The following is a 14503-nucleotide window of genomic DNA, read 5'->3' on the forward strand; positions in this document are numbered from 1 at the left end:
TTCGGTTGTTTGGTGGGAAAAAAGGCCTTTACCTTTGATTCAGATTTTATACCCAATCTGATGAAAAAAATACTTTTGACTGGAGGTCTGGCGCTGATGTGGATGGCGACAAATGCCCAGACCGACACGACTTCGCAGAAACTGGATGAGGTGGTCATTCAGGAAAACCGAATCCAGCTCCCTTTTTCCAAACAAAGCCGAAACATCTCTCTGGTGGATCGGCAGCAAATCGAAACCACTCCCGCCAGAAGCCTGCCCGAAGTGCTGAGCTTCGTGCCTGGAGTTGATGTGCGGCAGCGCGGAGTCACGGGCGTACAGGCGGATATCGGTATCCGCGGAGGATCTTTCGAACAGACCTTGATGTTGGTCAACGGAATTAAGCTCAGCGATCCACAGACGGGCCACCACATGATGAACATCCCGGTACCGATGGTCAACATAGACCGCGTGGAGGTGTTGAAGGGGCCCGCTTCCCGGATTTTCGGGCAAAATGCCTATACCGGAGCCGTGAATGTCATTACTAGTCTTTCCGAGACGAAAAGCCTGAGGCTTCAGGGATATGTGGGCGATTTTGGGATGAAGGGAATAAGTTTCGCTGGAGCACTTCCTGCAGGAAAGTATCGGCAAAACCTGGCGGTATCCTATGACGATTCCAATGGCTACCAATACAACTCGGACTACCAGGTAAGCAATATTTTCTACGAAGGCGGAGTGGATCTCAACGCGAAAAACGCCATACGTGGGATGGTCGCCTATGCTGATCGGACTTTTGGGGCGAATGGGTTTTATGCATCGACTTTTCCAGACCAGTGGGAAAGCATACAGACCACTTTGGGTTCCCTGAGTCACACCTATCTCTCTGGGGACTTTTCCCTAAACACAAGGGGATATTGGCGGAGAAACGAGGATGAGTATAGGCTTAGAAGAAACGAGCCTGCCTTTTACCAGAATTTCCATACCTCTGATGTCTTTGCCTTGGAGACCAACGGTTCCTACAAAAGTAAGCTTGGGGTTACCGGTTTTGGTGTGGAGGTAAGAAAGGAACAAATTGAAAGTACGAATCTGGGCGATCACGACCGCGTTTTGACCGGGATCTTCCTTGAGCAGCTGGTGACTTTGGCCGAGAAAGTCGATATCCGAGGCGGATTGTATTCAAACTATTATTCCGAATATGGCTGGAAGCATTTTCCGGGAATGGAAGTTGGGTTTCAGGCGACGAAGGCGATTCGACTTTATTCCGGCATAGGCTCGAGCTTTAGAATTCCCACTTATACGGATCTGTACTACGTCGGTCCTACCAACATAGGCAACCCAGATCTACAACCTGAGCAGGCAAGGTCCTTTGAGATTGGTGGAAAGTGGACCCATGCCAACTGGAGAGGGGAGTTGGTTTACTTCAATCGCTTTTCTGAAAATCTGATCGATTGGGTTAGGGCATCTGAGGATGAACCTTGGCAGCCCCAAAACTTCAACGAGGTCACCTTCAATGGTGTAGAGGCTTCGGCCTACTATCGTGTAAATCCAAGCACTGCGGTGGTTCAGTTGAAAGAATTGATGCTGTCTTATAATTATATCGACGCTGCCTTTACAGGCTTGCCGGGCATAGAGTCGCGCTATTCGCTCACGGCGTTGAGAAATCAGCTCATCGGTGGCGTATTGGTGGGTTTTGGCAAAAAAACCGAATGGAACACCAAGATGCGCTACGTGGAGCGGATTAGTCTTGACCCGTATTTCGTTTTGGACATGCGGGTGGACTACAATCGCATGGGTAAGCTGGGATTCTTTGCCGAAGCGTCCAATATCACGAACACGGATTATGTAGAAGCAGGCACCGTTCAAATGCCGGGTAGGTGGTTTAGGGCTGGATTTGTGCTGAATTTGGAATAAGGGGGAGCCTCACATTTCTTACAAATATCAATAGGCTGTCATTCAAATTGGCAGCCTATTATTTTGATTTTGAGAGAGGGGTTAAAACAAAAAAGCCCCATCCTCGATAACTATCGGGACGAGGCTTTGATGTGGAAGTTGAGGGATTCGAACCCCCGACTCTCCCGATTGCATCGGGATGCGCCAAGCCCGCTGTTTGTGATTATTGGGGAATGAGTTCTTCTATTTTCTTTTTAGATTTCCATGATTTTACCTCTCGTTCCCTTTTGTAGGCGTCAGACTTTGAGCCGAACTCCTCGGAATAGACCAGGTTCCAGTCGTTTTTTTTGTCGGTAAAGCCTTTGTGGTTCGAATTGTGCTTTCTGAGTCTTTCTTCGAGCTTTTCGCAGGTGTGTCCGACATAGAATCTGTCGGCGGAGGATGATTATGGAATGTAAAAAAAGCAGCCCATAACCTGAAAAAAGAAAAACCCCAGATAGATCTGAGGCTTATAGTGGAAGTTGAGGGATTCGAACCCCCGACTCTCCCGATTGCATCGGGATGCGCCAAGCCCGCTGTTTGTGATTATCGGGGAATGAGTTCTTCTATTCTCTTTTTAGATTTCCATGATTTTACCTCTCGTTCCCTTTTGTAGGCGTCAGACTTTGAGCCGAACTCCTCGGAATAGACCATGTTCCAATCGTTTTTTTTGCCGGTAAAGCCTTTGTGGTTCAGAATTGTGCTTTCTGAGTCTTTCTTCGAGCTTTTCGCAGGTGTGTCCGACGTAGAATCTGTCGGCGGAGGATGAGTGTAGAATGTAAAAAAAAGCAGCCCATAACCTGAAAAAAGAAAAACCCCAGATAGATCTGAGGCTTATAGTGGAAGTTGAGGGATTCGAACCCCCGACTCTCCCGATTGCATCGGGATGCGCCAAGCCCGCTGTTTGTGATTATTGGGGAATGAGTTCTTCTATTCTCTTTTTCGATTTCCATGATTTTACCTCTCGTTCCCTTTTGTAGGCGTCAGACTTTGAGCCGAACTCCTCGGAATAGACCAGGTTCCAGTCGTTTTTTTTGCCGGTAAAGCCTTTGTGGTTCGAATTGTGCTTTCTGAGTCTTTCTTCGAGCTTTTCGCAGGTGTGTCCGACGTAGAATCTGTCGGCGGAGGATGAGTATAGAATGTAAAAAAAGCAGCCCATAACCTGAAAAAAGAAAAACCCCAGATAGATCTGAGGCTTATAGTGGAAGTTGAGGGATTCGAACCCCCGACCCTCTGCTTGTAAGGCAGATGCTCTGAACCAGCTGAGCTAAACTTCCGAAATTTCTTCGGGTAATCGTATTATGTGGAAGTTGAGGGATTCGAACCCCCGACCCTCTGCTTGTAAGGCAGATGCTCTGAACCAGCTGAGCTAAACTTCCATTTCGTTTGCTTTCCAAACGGATTGCAAAGGTAGATTCTAATTTTTTAAAGGCAAATAAAAATTTTAATCCAATTGCAATTATTTGAAAATGAGCTGAATTATTTTAACTCAGTTTGGGGTAGGAGGAAATTTCAAATTTCATACTTTTCTAATACCCATACTTACCCTTCCATTTACTCGATAGATATTTCTTCAACTCGTTTTCCCGGGCGTTTTCTCCGGGTTCGTAGAGTTTGGTGTTTTTGATTTCGTCTGGCAAAAACTCCTGTTCCACAAAGTTGCCTGGGAAGTCGTGGGAATATTTGTAGGCTTTGCCATAATTCAAGTCCTTCATCAGCTTGGTGGGGGCATTGCGAAGATGGAGCGGAACAGAAAGATTTCCCGTCTCTGCGACGATCGCTTGGGCTTTGTTGATTGCCAAGTAGGAAGCGTTGCTTTTGGGCGAGCTGGCCAGATAGGTCACGCATTGGGAGAGGATAATCCTAGCCTCCGGGTAGCCAATAATTTTGACCGCCTCGAAGCAGTTGGTGGCCAAAAGCAAGGCGTTTGGGTTGGCGTTTCCTATGTCCTCGGATGCAAGGATGACCAGCCTACGGGCGATGAATTTGACGTCTTCGCCCCCTTCGATCATCCTTGCCAGCCAATAGACCGCTGCATTGGGATCGGAGCCACGGATGGATTTGATAAAGGCAGAGATGATGTCATAGTGCTGCTCCCCGGATTTGTCATAGAGTGCTACCTTTTGCTGGGCGATCTGCATCACCTTTTCATCTGTGATCACACAGGGGTTTTCGTTGATCCCGTCGATGACAATCTCCAGCAGGTTGAGCAGCTTGCGGCCGTCTCCGCCGGAGATACGGAGCAGGGCGTCGATTTCCTGCAGCTCGACTTGGATTTTCTTCAAGTCCGTGTCCTTTTCCAAGGCCTGTCGCATCATGGCCACCATTTCTTCTTTACCGAGTGCATTCAGAGTAAATACCTGACACCTGGACAATAGAGCGGAATTAACCTCAAAGGAAGGGTTTTCTGTAGTGGCACCGATCAGGCGAATGGTTCCTTTCTCCACAGCGCCCAGCAATGCGTCCTGTTGAGACTTGTTAAAGCGGTGGATCTCGTCGATAAACAAAACTACTCCGCGCTGAAATTTTGCCTTTTCGATGACCTCCCGGATATCTTTTACCCCAGAATTGATGGCACTGAGAGGGTAGAAAGGGGCTTTGATTTCGTTGGCGATGATGTTTGCAATCGTAGTTTTACCTACCCCGGGAGGTCCCCAAAGAATCAAGGAAGGCACGTTGCCGGACTTGATGGCTTTGTGTAGGAAAGACGAAGGCGAGGAAAGGTGTTCCTGTCCGATCAGGTCTTCTAATCGGCTCGGACGCATCCTTTCTGCTAGAGGAGTCGGGTTCATACTACAAGGTTAAGTGCTTACGCGCAAAAAGCGAACATGCTTGGGGTCAAGGGGGCTTCCCAAGACAATATTTGTCGGACTAGAGTTGTCCCAGTCGTTTCCCAACCTCTTCTAAATGTTCGTCTATAAAATCAAGGTGGGTGACGAAGCGAACCAGGTCTGGCCCGAATTTGACGGATTTGATATCCATTTCAGCCAGTTTTTTCATAAAGTCTTCCGGAGTGACTCCATCCAGTCGAGCGATTACAATGTTTGTCGCCACCGGAAACACTTCGCTTACGATTGGCAGCAACGCCAGCATTTGCCCTAAAGCCTTGGCTCGAGCATGATCTTCTTTCAGCCTTTCGACCTGATAATCGAGGGCATAAATTCCGGCAGCAGCCAAGAATCCTGCCTGTCGCATCCCCCCTCCAAAAACCTTTCGGACTTTTCTGGCTCGCTTGATGTCGGCTTTTGAGCCTAAAAGGATCGATCCCACCGGACAACCCAGGCCCTTGCTCAAGCAGATAGAAATGGTGTCGAAATGCGCGCCCCATTCAAAAGGCTTTTCTCTCGTCTCCACCAAGGCATTGAAAAGCCTTGCGCCATCCAAATGGAATTTGATTCCTTTTTCCCTACACAATGCGTGGATCGGTTTGATTTCATCCAGCGTGTAGATGCTGCCTCCTCCTTTATTCATCGTGTTTTCCAATGAAACAAGAGCGGTCTCGGTTGCATGTACATCGTCGGGATTGATGGCGGCGGCAACTTGGGAAGCGGTAATTTTTCCCAAGTTACCGTCCAATAGCTTCACCGAAGCCAGAGAATTTGCCATGATGCCGCCTCCCTCGTAAAGGTAAATGTGGGAATGCTGGTGACAGACCACTTCCCGCTGCGGACCGGTATGCAGTCGGATGGCTATTTGGTTGGTCATCGTTCCTGATGGGCAAAATATAGCCGCTTCCATACCAAACAGTTTGGCTACTTTTTCCTCCAGTGCGTTGACTGTAGGATCTTCTCCAAAAACATCGTCGCCAATCGGGGCGGAAAACATCGCTTCTTTCATGCCCGGAGTCGGCCGGGTCACCGTGTCGCTTCTCAGATCAATCAGCATGAGTAAAATACTTGGATTTGGAACTTGTCTTTGGGGCTAGGGTTTTGATGGCAAACGAGGCCTCGATCGGTCGATCCGTGGCCAAGATGTCTGCTCCGTTTTGCACAAAAGAAGTATAAAGCTGATCGCCGCGAGCTTCGGCGCTCTTGTCAAGGTTGCCGAGAACGCCAAGAATCGTAAAAACACCTTTGTCATGAAGCGCCCTGTTGAAGGCTGGAGTTCGTTCCGCGATTCCGGTAAAGGCGATTACCCGATTCCAGGGAATGCCCGTCTCTTCCATCCTTTTGATTTCCTCTTCATTCCGGATGGAGACCGAAAGCATCAGCTCTGGTGCCATAGAATGCAGTTTTTTCGCAGCTTCAAAAGAATATGTAATCAGGGCGACGTACGTTTCGGATTGGGTATTTCTGACCTCTTCCACGACTTTTTCAAAAGGAACAGATTTTTTGATGTCCACGGTTAGCAAGGCTTTTCCTTTGGACCAAAGCAGGGCTTCCTCTAAGGTTGGGATCTTAAATTGGGTCAGGTTGCCATCATTGTCCTCTAGCAATAGGCCTTGGATGTACTCAAAAGTCACTTCCTCGACTTTGCCGCTTCCGTTTGTAGTTCGGTCCAAATCGTCGTCATGCATCAGCACCAAGACCGAATCCTTGGTCATTGCCACATCAAGTTCGATGATTGTCGGTGTATGCTTCAAAACATTGGCGAAAGTCTCGATGGCATTCTCCGGAAAACCTGGATAAGGGCCGCCACGATGTGCTGAAACGAGGGGGATTCGGTCGGAAGTCCAAGTGTAGAAATCCCTGGTTTCCTCCAAGGAAGAGAGTGTGACAAAATGCTCTTTTTGTTTTGCGAGTTTTTGCCCGAAAACCTCAACTTCGGAGATGTCCTGAGGCTTACAGAAAACGAGAAGGCCACTGCAAGCCAGTACCCAAAGTGTTCGATTATTCATCCTCTTTTTTGTTGTCCTTTTTGAAAAACACATCCAAGCTGCTGGAGCGCTTTTCGAAGATTTCCTCCATGTCCGAAAGTTCAAGATTCAAGGCTTTGGTCGAAATCTGAATTTCAACCAGCGAGATAATGAGCGCAATCAGTAGCGAGGCCATGCTCATCACAAACACCCAATTTGCTGCCGAAGTGAAGCCTTGAAACAGCAAATACATACAAATCACGCAGAGTAAAAAGCTGAAGACTCCAAACAGCTGCATGTTTTTGATGAGCGTCAATCTCCGGCGGAGGTTGTGGATCTGGTCTACGATAAGTGCGGAATCGGGCTCTTTGAGGTAGTTTTTATGCAATCCGCGGATCAGGGTAGCAATAGCCAAAAACCTATTGGTAAAAGCCAGCATGAGGAGGGTGATGGCAGAAAACAGTAAAGCGGGTGTAGAGAGCTGGAGTTCCATGGATTGAAAATAGTGTCGAAGCAGCTTAAGTTCGTCAAAAAATCCACGAAAAAAGCCCGATTTCACAACCGGGCTTTCCCAAGATTTTGATTTTGCACTTAAGCGACCTCTCCCAACACGACCAGTTTTTCCAGTGTTGGGGACTTGGATCCGCCTTTTGGTTCGATGGTGATCGCGAATGCTCCAGCTTCCGCTACAGCTTCCATCTGTTGCAGTGTGAATTTTTCACCTGGGTTAACCAAGCCAATACCTACAGGCCCGTCTTTTCCGATAGCCCAAAGCTGGTAGTCATATTCAGCAGAAAGCGAATTCAAATTGTTGACCGCCACAAATACCTCTTGAGCTTTTTGGTCCCAAAATACGTCGACTTTGGCGTCCTTTTGCATGGCTAGCGTTTCGCCTAGCATCTCTACCTTTCGGAAATCGCCGGAGATCAAGCGATCCAGCCGAGAGTCTGTTTCTTCAAATTCTTGCTTGACCTGGTTGAGATTGTCAGCCATCACCTGCTGGTCTTGGAGCAACGCGGTAAACTTTTCCTCCGTGTCGTAGAATTTGCCGGCGAAGTAGATCGCTGATGCACTGGCCAAAATGGCTACGACGGAGGCGGCGATTGCAAAACTTTTCCAGGGGCTGAGCTTGACTGAAGTCGATGTCACAGGGGCTGGAGAGGGCGGTGTCCCCGTCATTTGGAAGTCAGCTTCCAGACTAGCGAAGATCCGTTCTTTTACGTTAGCGGAGGGAGCTACGCCTGTCTTCTTGTCAAATGAAAACATCGCTTCCTCCAATGCGTCGAGTTCCTGCTGGATTTCGGGGTGGGCCTTAGCCAGTGCCAGCACTTCCTCACGCTCACGCTCAGTCAGCTCGCCTAGAAGGAAAAGCTCGAGTTTGCCTGATGCTATGTAGTCTTGAATGTTCACTAGATTCTGTCTAAGTTCTTTTTTAATACTTGAAGTGCGGCCCTGACGCGGGACTTGACTGTACCCAAGGGAATGTCGAATTCCTCTGAGATCTCCGAGTGGGTGTATCCTTTGAAATAAATATACTCAATGATAAATCGTTGGTCTTCGCTGAGATTGTCCATCAGTTCTTTCACGCCTATCGCCTCAATCGTTTCCATGGTTCCGGACTGGCTTTCGAGGCCATATACGAAATCATCTATCGTGTTGGTCTTAGTGGATTGGGAGATTTCTTTGGATCTTAACTTGTCGATGGCTGCATTGCGGCAAATGTTGGACATCCAAGTGTACAGGCGTCCTTTAGACTCATCGTAGCTGTCGATTTTTCGAATGATTTTGATGAATGCATCGTGAAAAACCTCTTCGGCAATATCCGAATCGGAGACGATCCTGGAGATCACCGCAAAGAGTGCTCTAGAATATTTTTCGTAGAGGTATTCGGTGGTTTTCCGGTCTTTGCCTCTTAGACCGGCAATGAGTTCATCTTCTTGCAAAAGTGGTTGGGTCGTAGTGGAATACTCCTAAAAGTAAAACACCAGGCTCAATGTTTAAGCCTGGTGTCGGATTATTTTGAAAATATGTTTGTCAGAGGTGGATCACCTCGTCGTAAGCTGCGGCGGCTGCCTCCATGATCGCTTCGGACATGGTGGGGTGGGGGTGGACGGTCTTGATCAGTTCGTGTCCGGTAGTTTCCAGCTTGCGGATGGCAACGATCTCTGCGATCATTTCGGTCACATTGGCACCGATCATGTGCGCTCCGAGCAGTTCTCCGTACTTCTTGTCAAATACCAGCTTCACAAAACCGTCTTTGGCACCGGCTGCGGAAGCTTTGCCGGAAGCGGAGAAAGGAAACTTGCCGATGCGGACTTCATAGCCAGCTTCTTTTGCCTTGGCTTCGGTGAAGCCCACGGAAGCGATCTCAGGGGAGCAGTAGGTACAGCCGGGAATATTGTTGTAGTCAAGTGGCTCGGGATGGTGTCCTGCGATTTTCTCCACGCAGATGATGCCTTCGGCAGATGCCACGTGTGCCAAGGCCGGGCCCGGAATCACGTCGCCGATTGCATAGTAGCCTGGCATGTTAGTCTTATAGTATTCGTCTACTTTGATTTTTCCTTTGTCCACCAGGATACCAACATCTTCCAAGCCGATGTTTTCCAGGTTGGATACCACACCCGCAGCGGAAAGGACGATATCGCATTCCAGCGTCTCTTCGCCTTTGGCAGTTTTGACGGTGACTTTGCATCCCTTGCCTTTGGTGTCCACGGCGGTGACTTCTGAGGATGTCATGATCGTCATTCCCGATTTTTTGTAAAGTTTCTCCAAAGCCTTGGATACCTCCTCGTCCTCGACGGGAACTATTCTGTCCAAAAACTCCACGATCGTGACCTCGGTGCCTATCGAAGCATAGAAGTAAGCGAACTCGACTCCGATGGCGCCGGAACCCACTACGACCATTTTCTTTGGTTGCTTTTCCAGGGTCATGGCTTTGCGATAGCCGATGATCTTGTCGTTGTCGATCTTCATCGACGGAAGTTCTCTGGATCTCGCACCGGTGGCTATGATGATGTTGTCGGCGGAGTAGACGGTTTTCTTGTCGTCTTTGTCGGTGACTTCGATTTTTTTGCCGGGCTGGACTTTACCCCAGCCGGAGAGGACTTCGATCTTGTTCTTTTTCATCAAAAAGGTCACGCCCTTGCTCATCCCATCGGCCACGCCTCGGCTTCTTTTTACCATTCCGGTGAAATCCGCCTCCGCTCCTTTTACCGTGATGCCATAGTCTTTCGCATGGCTGATGTATTCAAATACCTGGGCGCTTTTCAGAAGGGCTTTGGTAGGGATACAGCCCCAGTTGAGACAGATGCCACCAAGCTCGGCAGCTTCCACGATGGCTGTTTTGAGACCTAGTTGAGAGGCGCGGATGGCGGCTACGTACCCGCCTGGACCGCTACCCAGCACGATCAAGTCAAATTTTGTCGAAGACATATCTAAAATGGGTTTGATTACGAATTGAAACTCTGCAAAAATAGGTCTTTTGGCTTCAGAAAAAAATCGCGTATAAGCGCTTGTGTTTCAGGGAAAATGGCGTTTTAATGTGGATTTGATGGGATCCAATGGACAATTTTGGGAATTTGAAAATGGGACATGGATTCGGTTATGAATTGTCAAAACTAGGAGTAATGGGTGGGTTTACAGACTGAGCATCGAGAACGCTCGGGCGGGGAATCGAAAGTTTGGGAGTTTTTTCTAATTTTGGCCAAACAAAATTTTATTCTTTATGGGATTACTTTCAGGAAAAACCGCTCTGGTCACCGGAGCCTCCAAAGGCATCGGAAAAGCCATAGCTATCAAATATGCACAAGAAGGAGCAAACGTAGCTTTTACCTATCTCTCCAGTGTGGAAAAGGGACAGGCCCTGGAGGCTGAATTGGCTGCTTTTGGCATCAAAGCCAAGGGATATCGCTCGGATGCCTCTGACTTCAAGGCGGCTGAAGAATTGGTCAATGCAGTGGTGGCCGACTTTGGCACCTTGGATATTTTGGTGAACAACGCGGGGATCACCCGTGACAACCTGCTCATGAGGATGACCGAAGAGTCTTGGGACGAAATCATGAACATAAATCTGAAGTCCTGCTTCAACACTGTAAAGGCAGCCACCCGCACGATGATGAAGGCCAAGTCCGGCTCCATCATCAACATGACCTCAGTCGTCGGAGCCAAAGGCAACGCGGGCCAGGCAAACTATGCGGCGTCAAAAGCTGGAATCATCGGCTTTACGAAGTCGGTTGCTTTAGAGCTGGGTTCAAGAAACATCCGCTGCAATGCGATCGCTCCGGGATTTATCGAAACCGAGATGACTGAAGTGTTGGATGAAAAAACCGTGCAGGGCTGGAGAGAAGCCATTCCGATGAAGCGTGGAGGCAAGCCGGAAGAGATCGCAGATGCCTGTGTATTCCTCGGCTCGGATATGAGTACCTATGTTTCAGGCCAAGTGCTTCATGTCAATGGAGCGATGTATACCTAACATTTGTAGTCTCTTTGACTTCGAAAGTCTAGAGGTAAAGATTCTTAATCCTCAAGGTCTTAGGATTGCCTCATGAAGTCGATAAGAGCCTCGAAAGACTTAGCCCTTTGAATTTGCGTTCAAAGGGCTTATTTATTGTAAAGCGAAATAAGTTAGGATTTTGGCTTTTTCGCTTTACAGCTGTTAATTCCACCGAATCACTGCAAAACCTAGTCGCGCATCAATTTGGATGGCTTGATCAAGAGAAGTTTGGGGCTGCTGATCGGAACCGGGGAGTCGGCGTAACGGAAGTAACGGCTTCGGGATAGGGCGGGCTGGTGGTTTTTCCAACGGCATTTTTTTATATCCCCAAAGTCATCAGATGTTTTACGTCATGATAGGTCAAGGTTGCTCTTATGCATTCCTTTAATTCTTGTACAGATATTTTTTCACTTAGCTGAAATACGATTGCCCGATTTCCTTCGTACTGAAATTTTTGGTCAAACACCATTCTAAAGGTGTTCACCAATCTGCTCGTGCACTGGAAATACAATGCTACTTGGTCTGGTGCTCTTGCTTTCCAATCCATTCGCAAAGTACTCCCATGTTTGGTAACGAAGCTCGGTTCACCCCATTTTAAGGTTACCTCCATTTCGTCGATACCTTCCGTTTCCTCAGCTGTTTCTATCACCACGCCTTTTAGGAACTCCATTTTGTTCCGAACAGAGTCTGGGTAATTTGCAAAAACTTCAATGACTTTAGGATTTACCTTCAATGCTAATTTTCCCATAACTTGTCCTTTTGTAGTTAAATAAATCCCGGCGTCGGTACCTCGGGCAAGAAAATTAAATCCATCCTAATTCTTTGACAGTCATCTCAGTTTCGACCTTACCTGTGTGCAGCGTTGCTTTGGGTTCAAAGAGTAGATTAAACACAATTTCTCCATTTGTATGTGGCCTGTGCTCGACCCCTTTAGGAACGATAAGAATTTCCCCTTCTTTGACTTCTACGGTTCGTCCATCCCGAAAGTCCATCAGTAGCGTACCCTTAAATACCATAAACAGTTCGTCTTCATTTTCATGACTATGCCAGACAAAGTCGTCTTTTAGCTTACAAAGCTTCACATATTGCCCGTTGAGTTCTCCGATAATATGAGGTGTCCATTGCTTTTCAAACAATGAAAACTTTTCCAAGATGTTGATAGAATTGATTTCTTGCATTTTTTTAGATTTTTGTGATTGTATTTAGCAAAGTGATGTTTCCTGATTAAATTAAAAGGTCTCTTTTTTAATACTCGTCACCGCTGCGAAAAGGGCAGCAACAACTCCTTGATCCTAAACAGGTGCCACTCCCCGAAAATACGTAATTAGGTCCAAGGTCGTGGCGTAGGGATTTGGCTTTTTCGGATTGTTAAAAGAATTCCAATTTTTAAGAAAATTCTGCAGTGCTGGACCTGCGGCATTCGACTGGTCGGAGAATAGGGCCTTATCAACTCGGAAATCAAGAAAAAAAGAAGATCCTCTGACAAGATTTTCAAAACAGCTTTTCCTCTTCCTGGAGAATCAAAGTTTTATCAGTAATTCCCTTCCCTTCAATCCAGTTGATCCCAAGGAAAATGCTTCCGTCAGAATTTTTGGGAAACTTACTAGAGAAGTATAAAAAAGCCCCGAAAATATCCGGGGCTCTTGAAAGTTGAAATTGATCCATATTTAGTCATTCCCCAAAAACGGATATCTGTAGTCTTTTGGAGAAACAAAGGTCTCCTTGATCGTGCGTGGAGAAACCCAGCGAAGCAGGTTAATCATGGAGCCGGCTTTGTCGTTGGTGCCGGAAGCCCTGGCGCCGCCGAATGGCTGCTGCCCAACGACCGCGCCGGTTGGCTTGTCATTGATATAAAAGTTGCCGGCGGCGTTGCGAAGTTTTTGAGTTGCCAGCTCGATCGCGTAGCGATCCTGGGAGAAAACCGCGCCGGTCAAGGCATATGGGGAAGTCTGGTCCACCAATTCCAGGACTGTCTCAAAGTGCTCTGCATTGTACACGTAGATGGTCAGCACTGGTCCAAAGATCTCCTCGCACATCGTGGTGTACATCGGATCTTGGGTCAGGATGACGGTTGGTTCGATAAAGTAGCCTTTGGACTTGTCATAGTTGCCACCGGCGATGATTTCCACTCCAGGAGTTGCTTTGGCATTGTCGATGTACTTGGCGATTTTGTCAAAGGCCTTCTCGTCGATCACCGCATTGATAAAGTTGGTGAAGTCTTCTGTGCCACCCATTTTCATCGCGGCAAGATCTTCTTGCACATAATTTTTCACATCTTCCCAGATATTGGAAGGGATATATGCGCGGGAAGCAGCAGAACATTTCTGGCCTTGGAATTCGAATGCTCCTCTGACCAGACCTACCGCCACTGCTTTGGGATCGGCGGATTTGTGGGCAAGGACAAAGTCCTTTCCTCCGGTTTCCCCGACGATTCTTGGATAAGACTTGTAAGTGTTGATGTTTTCTCCGATGGTTTTCCAGATATGTTGGAATACCCCGGTTGACCCGGTGAAGTGAATCCCGGCAAAGTCCGGATGCTTGAAGATGATGTCACCGGCAGTCGGGCCGTCCACGTAGATCAGGTTGATCACGCCATCGGGCACGCCCGCTTCCCGGAATACTTCCATCAGTACATTGGCTGAGTAGATCTGGGTGTAGGCGGGCTTCCATACGACGGTGTTTCCCATCATGGCCGGAGCTGTCGGCAGGTTTCCGGCGATTGCGGTGAAGTTGAACGGTGTCAGTGCAAATACAAAGCCCTCGAGCGGTCGCTGCTCTACCCTGTTCCATACGCCGCCTCCGGAGACTGGGGGCTGCTGCGCGTAGATTTCGGTCATATACTTCACATTGAAGCGGAGGAAGTCGATGATTTCGCAGGCTGAGTCGATCTCGGCTTGGAAGGCGTTTTTGGACTGGCCCAGCATGGTGGCCGCGTTTAGTTTTGCACGGTAGGGGCCCGCAATAAGGTCGGCGGCTTTTAGGAAAATGGCTGCCCTCTGTTCCCATTCAAGGCTTTCCCAAGCTTCTTTTGCTCCCAAAGCCGCATTGATTGCCTGCTCAACGTGTCCGGCATCTCCTTCGTGAAAATGTCCCAAGATATGCTGGTGGTCATGAGGAGGAGTCATCGGATGGGTGTTTCCAGTTCTGACTTCCTCGCTGCCAATGTACATCGGTACATCAATTTGCTGGGATCGGAGTTCAGCAAGCATGGCTTGAAGTTCTTTTCTTTCCGGACTGCCCGGGGCATATGACTTGATGGGCTCGTTGATAGGAGCCGGCACGTTGAAAAATCCCTTTAACATACTATTTGG

General features: G+C 48.1%; 13 protein-coding genes, 2 tRNA genes and 2 pseudogenes. 2 read left to right on the forward strand and 15 right to left on the reverse strand.

Annotated features, from left to right (window positions below; genetic code table 11):
* The first annotated feature begins 60 nt into the window (after positions 1–60).
* Entirely contained in the window at positions 61–1887 is a 1827-nt protein-coding gene (locus J0A67_RS21415) for a TonB-dependent receptor (RefSeq protein ID WP_206571448.1), read from the forward strand.
* Between the two features lie 202 nt (positions 1888–2089).
* On the opposite strand, the pseudogene J0A67_RS21420 reads toward J0A67_RS21415, so the two are convergent.
* The 12 genes and pseudogenes from J0A67_RS21420 to lpdA form a co-directional block, all read right to left on the reverse strand.
* Positions 2090–2287, reverse strand: a pseudogene (locus tag J0A67_RS21420) (GIY-YIG nuclease family protein); the annotation flags it as partial.
* A gap of 164 nt (positions 2288–2451) precedes the next feature.
* Positions 2452–2800, reverse strand: a pseudogene (locus J0A67_RS23315) (GIY-YIG nuclease family protein).
* Between the two features lie 15 nt (positions 2801–2815).
* A complete protein-coding gene (locus tag J0A67_RS21430) occupies positions 2816–3064 on the reverse strand; it encodes a GIY-YIG nuclease family protein (protein WP_206571449.1) in 249 nt (82 codons plus the stop codon).
* Between the two features lie 43 nt (positions 3065–3107).
* Positions 3108–3182: transfer RNA gene (locus J0A67_RS21435), tRNA-Val, on the reverse strand.
* Positions 3183–3209: 27 nt separating this feature from the next.
* Positions 3210–3284, reverse strand: a tRNA-Val gene (locus J0A67_RS21440).
* A gap of 150 nt (positions 3285–3434) precedes the next feature.
* Positions 3435–4697 carry a replication-associated recombination protein A gene (locus J0A67_RS21445; protein ID WP_206571450.1) on the reverse strand — a complete coding sequence of 421 codons (1263 nt, stop codon included), beginning with the start codon at positions 4695–4697 and terminating at the stop codon, positions 3435–3437.
* Between the two features lie 79 nt (positions 4698–4776).
* Positions 4777–5790, reverse strand: coding sequence for a threonine aldolase family protein (locus J0A67_RS21450; protein ID WP_206571451.1), 1014 nt, complete (start codon positions 5788–5790; stop codon positions 4777–4779).
* Positions 5780–6742: a glycerophosphodiester phosphodiesterase family protein gene (locus J0A67_RS21455; RefSeq protein ID WP_206571452.1), complete on the reverse strand. Its 963-nt coding sequence runs from the start codon at positions 6740–6742 to the stop codon at positions 5780–5782. The genes J0A67_RS21450 and J0A67_RS21455 overlap by 11 nt, the downstream gene beginning before the upstream one ends.
* Positions 6735–7193, reverse strand: a complete 459-nt coding sequence (locus J0A67_RS21460; protein ID WP_206571453.1) for a DUF2721 domain-containing protein — start codon at positions 7191–7193, stop codon at positions 6735–6737. The genes J0A67_RS21455 and J0A67_RS21460 overlap by 8 nt, the downstream gene beginning before the upstream one ends.
* Before the next feature lie 98 nt (positions 7194–7291).
* On the reverse strand, positions 7292–8110 hold the full coding sequence (locus J0A67_RS21465; protein WP_206571454.1) for an anti-sigma factor: 819 nt from the start codon (positions 8108–8110) through the stop codon (positions 7292–7294).
* On the reverse strand, positions 8110–8643 hold the full coding sequence (locus J0A67_RS21470) for an RNA polymerase sigma factor (RefSeq protein ID WP_206571455.1): 534 nt from the start codon (positions 8641–8643) through the stop codon (positions 8110–8112). Before J0A67_RS21470 ends, J0A67_RS21465 begins: the two co-directional genes overlap by 1 nt.
* A 91-nt stretch (positions 8644–8734) precedes the next feature.
* A complete protein-coding gene (gene lpdA, locus J0A67_RS21475) occupies positions 8735–10132 on the reverse strand; it encodes a dihydrolipoyl dehydrogenase (RefSeq protein WP_206571456.1) in 1398 nt (465 codons plus the stop codon).
* Between the two features lie 292 nt (positions 10133–10424).
* Between lpdA and fabG the strand changes: the two genes are divergently transcribed.
* Complete coding sequence (gene fabG / locus J0A67_RS21480) at positions 10425–11171, forward strand: 3-oxoacyl-[acyl-carrier-protein] reductase (RefSeq protein ID WP_206571457.1); 747 nt, start codon at positions 10425–10427, stop codon at positions 11169–11171.
* 340 nt (positions 11172–11511) lie between these two features.
* Here the strand turns inward: fabG and J0A67_RS21485 are convergent, their stop codons facing one another.
* The 3 genes from J0A67_RS21485 to pruA form a co-directional block, all read right to left on the reverse strand.
* Positions 11512–11940 (reverse strand): DUF1801 domain-containing protein, encoded by a 429-nt coding sequence (locus J0A67_RS21485; protein ID WP_206571458.1) that lies wholly within the window; start codon positions 11938–11940, stop codon positions 11512–11514.
* Positions 11941–11995: 55 nt separating this feature from the next.
* Positions 11996–12370, reverse strand: coding sequence for a cupin domain-containing protein (locus tag J0A67_RS21490; protein ID WP_241265294.1), 375 nt, complete (start codon positions 12368–12370; stop codon positions 11996–11998).
* 489 nt (positions 12371–12859) lie between these two features.
* Positions 12860–14494 (reverse strand): L-glutamate gamma-semialdehyde dehydrogenase, encoded by a 1635-nt coding sequence (pruA, locus tag J0A67_RS21495; protein WP_206571459.1) that lies wholly within the window; start codon positions 14492–14494, stop codon positions 12860–12862.
* Between the last annotated feature and the right edge of the window lie 9 nt (positions 14495–14503).

Origin of the sequence: Algoriphagus aestuariicola, assembly GCF_017254835.1 — a bacterium.
Lineage (GTDB): Bacteria > Bacteroidota > Bacteroidia > Cytophagales > Cyclobacteriaceae > Algoriphagus > Algoriphagus aestuariicola.

Excerpts from the sequence above, each read along its gene's own strand:
- J0A67_RS21455 (WP_206571452.1), bottom strand. The coding sequence starts at position 6,742 with ATGAATAATCGAACACTTTGGGTACTGGCTTGCAGTGGCCTTCTCGTT.
- lpdA (WP_206571456.1), bottom strand. The coding sequence starts at position 10,132 with ATGTCTTCGACAAAATTTGACTTGATCGTGCTGGGTAGCGGTCCAGGC.
- fabG (WP_206571457.1), top strand. The coding sequence starts at position 10,425 with ATGGGATTACTTTCAGGAAAAACCGCTCTGGTCACCGGAGCCTCCAAA.
- J0A67_RS21445 (WP_206571450.1), bottom strand. The coding sequence starts at position 4,697 with ATGAACCCGACTCCTCTAGCAGAAAGGATGCGTCCGAGCCGATTAGAA.
- J0A67_RS21485 (WP_206571458.1), bottom strand. The coding sequence starts at position 11,940 with ATGGGAAAATTAGCATTGAAGGTAAATCCTAAAGTCATTGAAGTTTTT.
- J0A67_RS21490 (WP_241265294.1), bottom strand. The coding sequence starts at position 12,370 with ATGCAAGAAATCAATTCTATCAACATCTTGGAAAAGTTTTCATTGTTT.
- J0A67_RS21450 (WP_206571451.1), bottom strand. The coding sequence starts at position 5,790 with ATGCTGATTGATCTGAGAAGCGACACGGTGACCCGGCCGACTCCGGGC.
- J0A67_RS21415 (WP_206571448.1), top strand. The coding sequence starts at position 61 with ATGAAAAAAATACTTTTGACTGGAGGTCTGGCGCTGATGTGGATGGCG.
- J0A67_RS21460 (WP_206571453.1), bottom strand. The coding sequence starts at position 7,193 with ATGGAACTCCAGCTCTCTACACCCGCTTTACTGTTTTCTGCCATCACC.
- pruA (WP_206571459.1), bottom strand. The coding sequence starts at position 14,494 with ATGTTAAAGGGATTTTTCAACGTGCCGGCTCCTATCAACGAGCCCATC.
- J0A67_RS21430 (WP_206571449.1), bottom strand. The coding sequence starts at position 3,064 with ATGGGCTGCTTTTTTTACATTCTATACTCATCCTCCGCCGACAGATTC.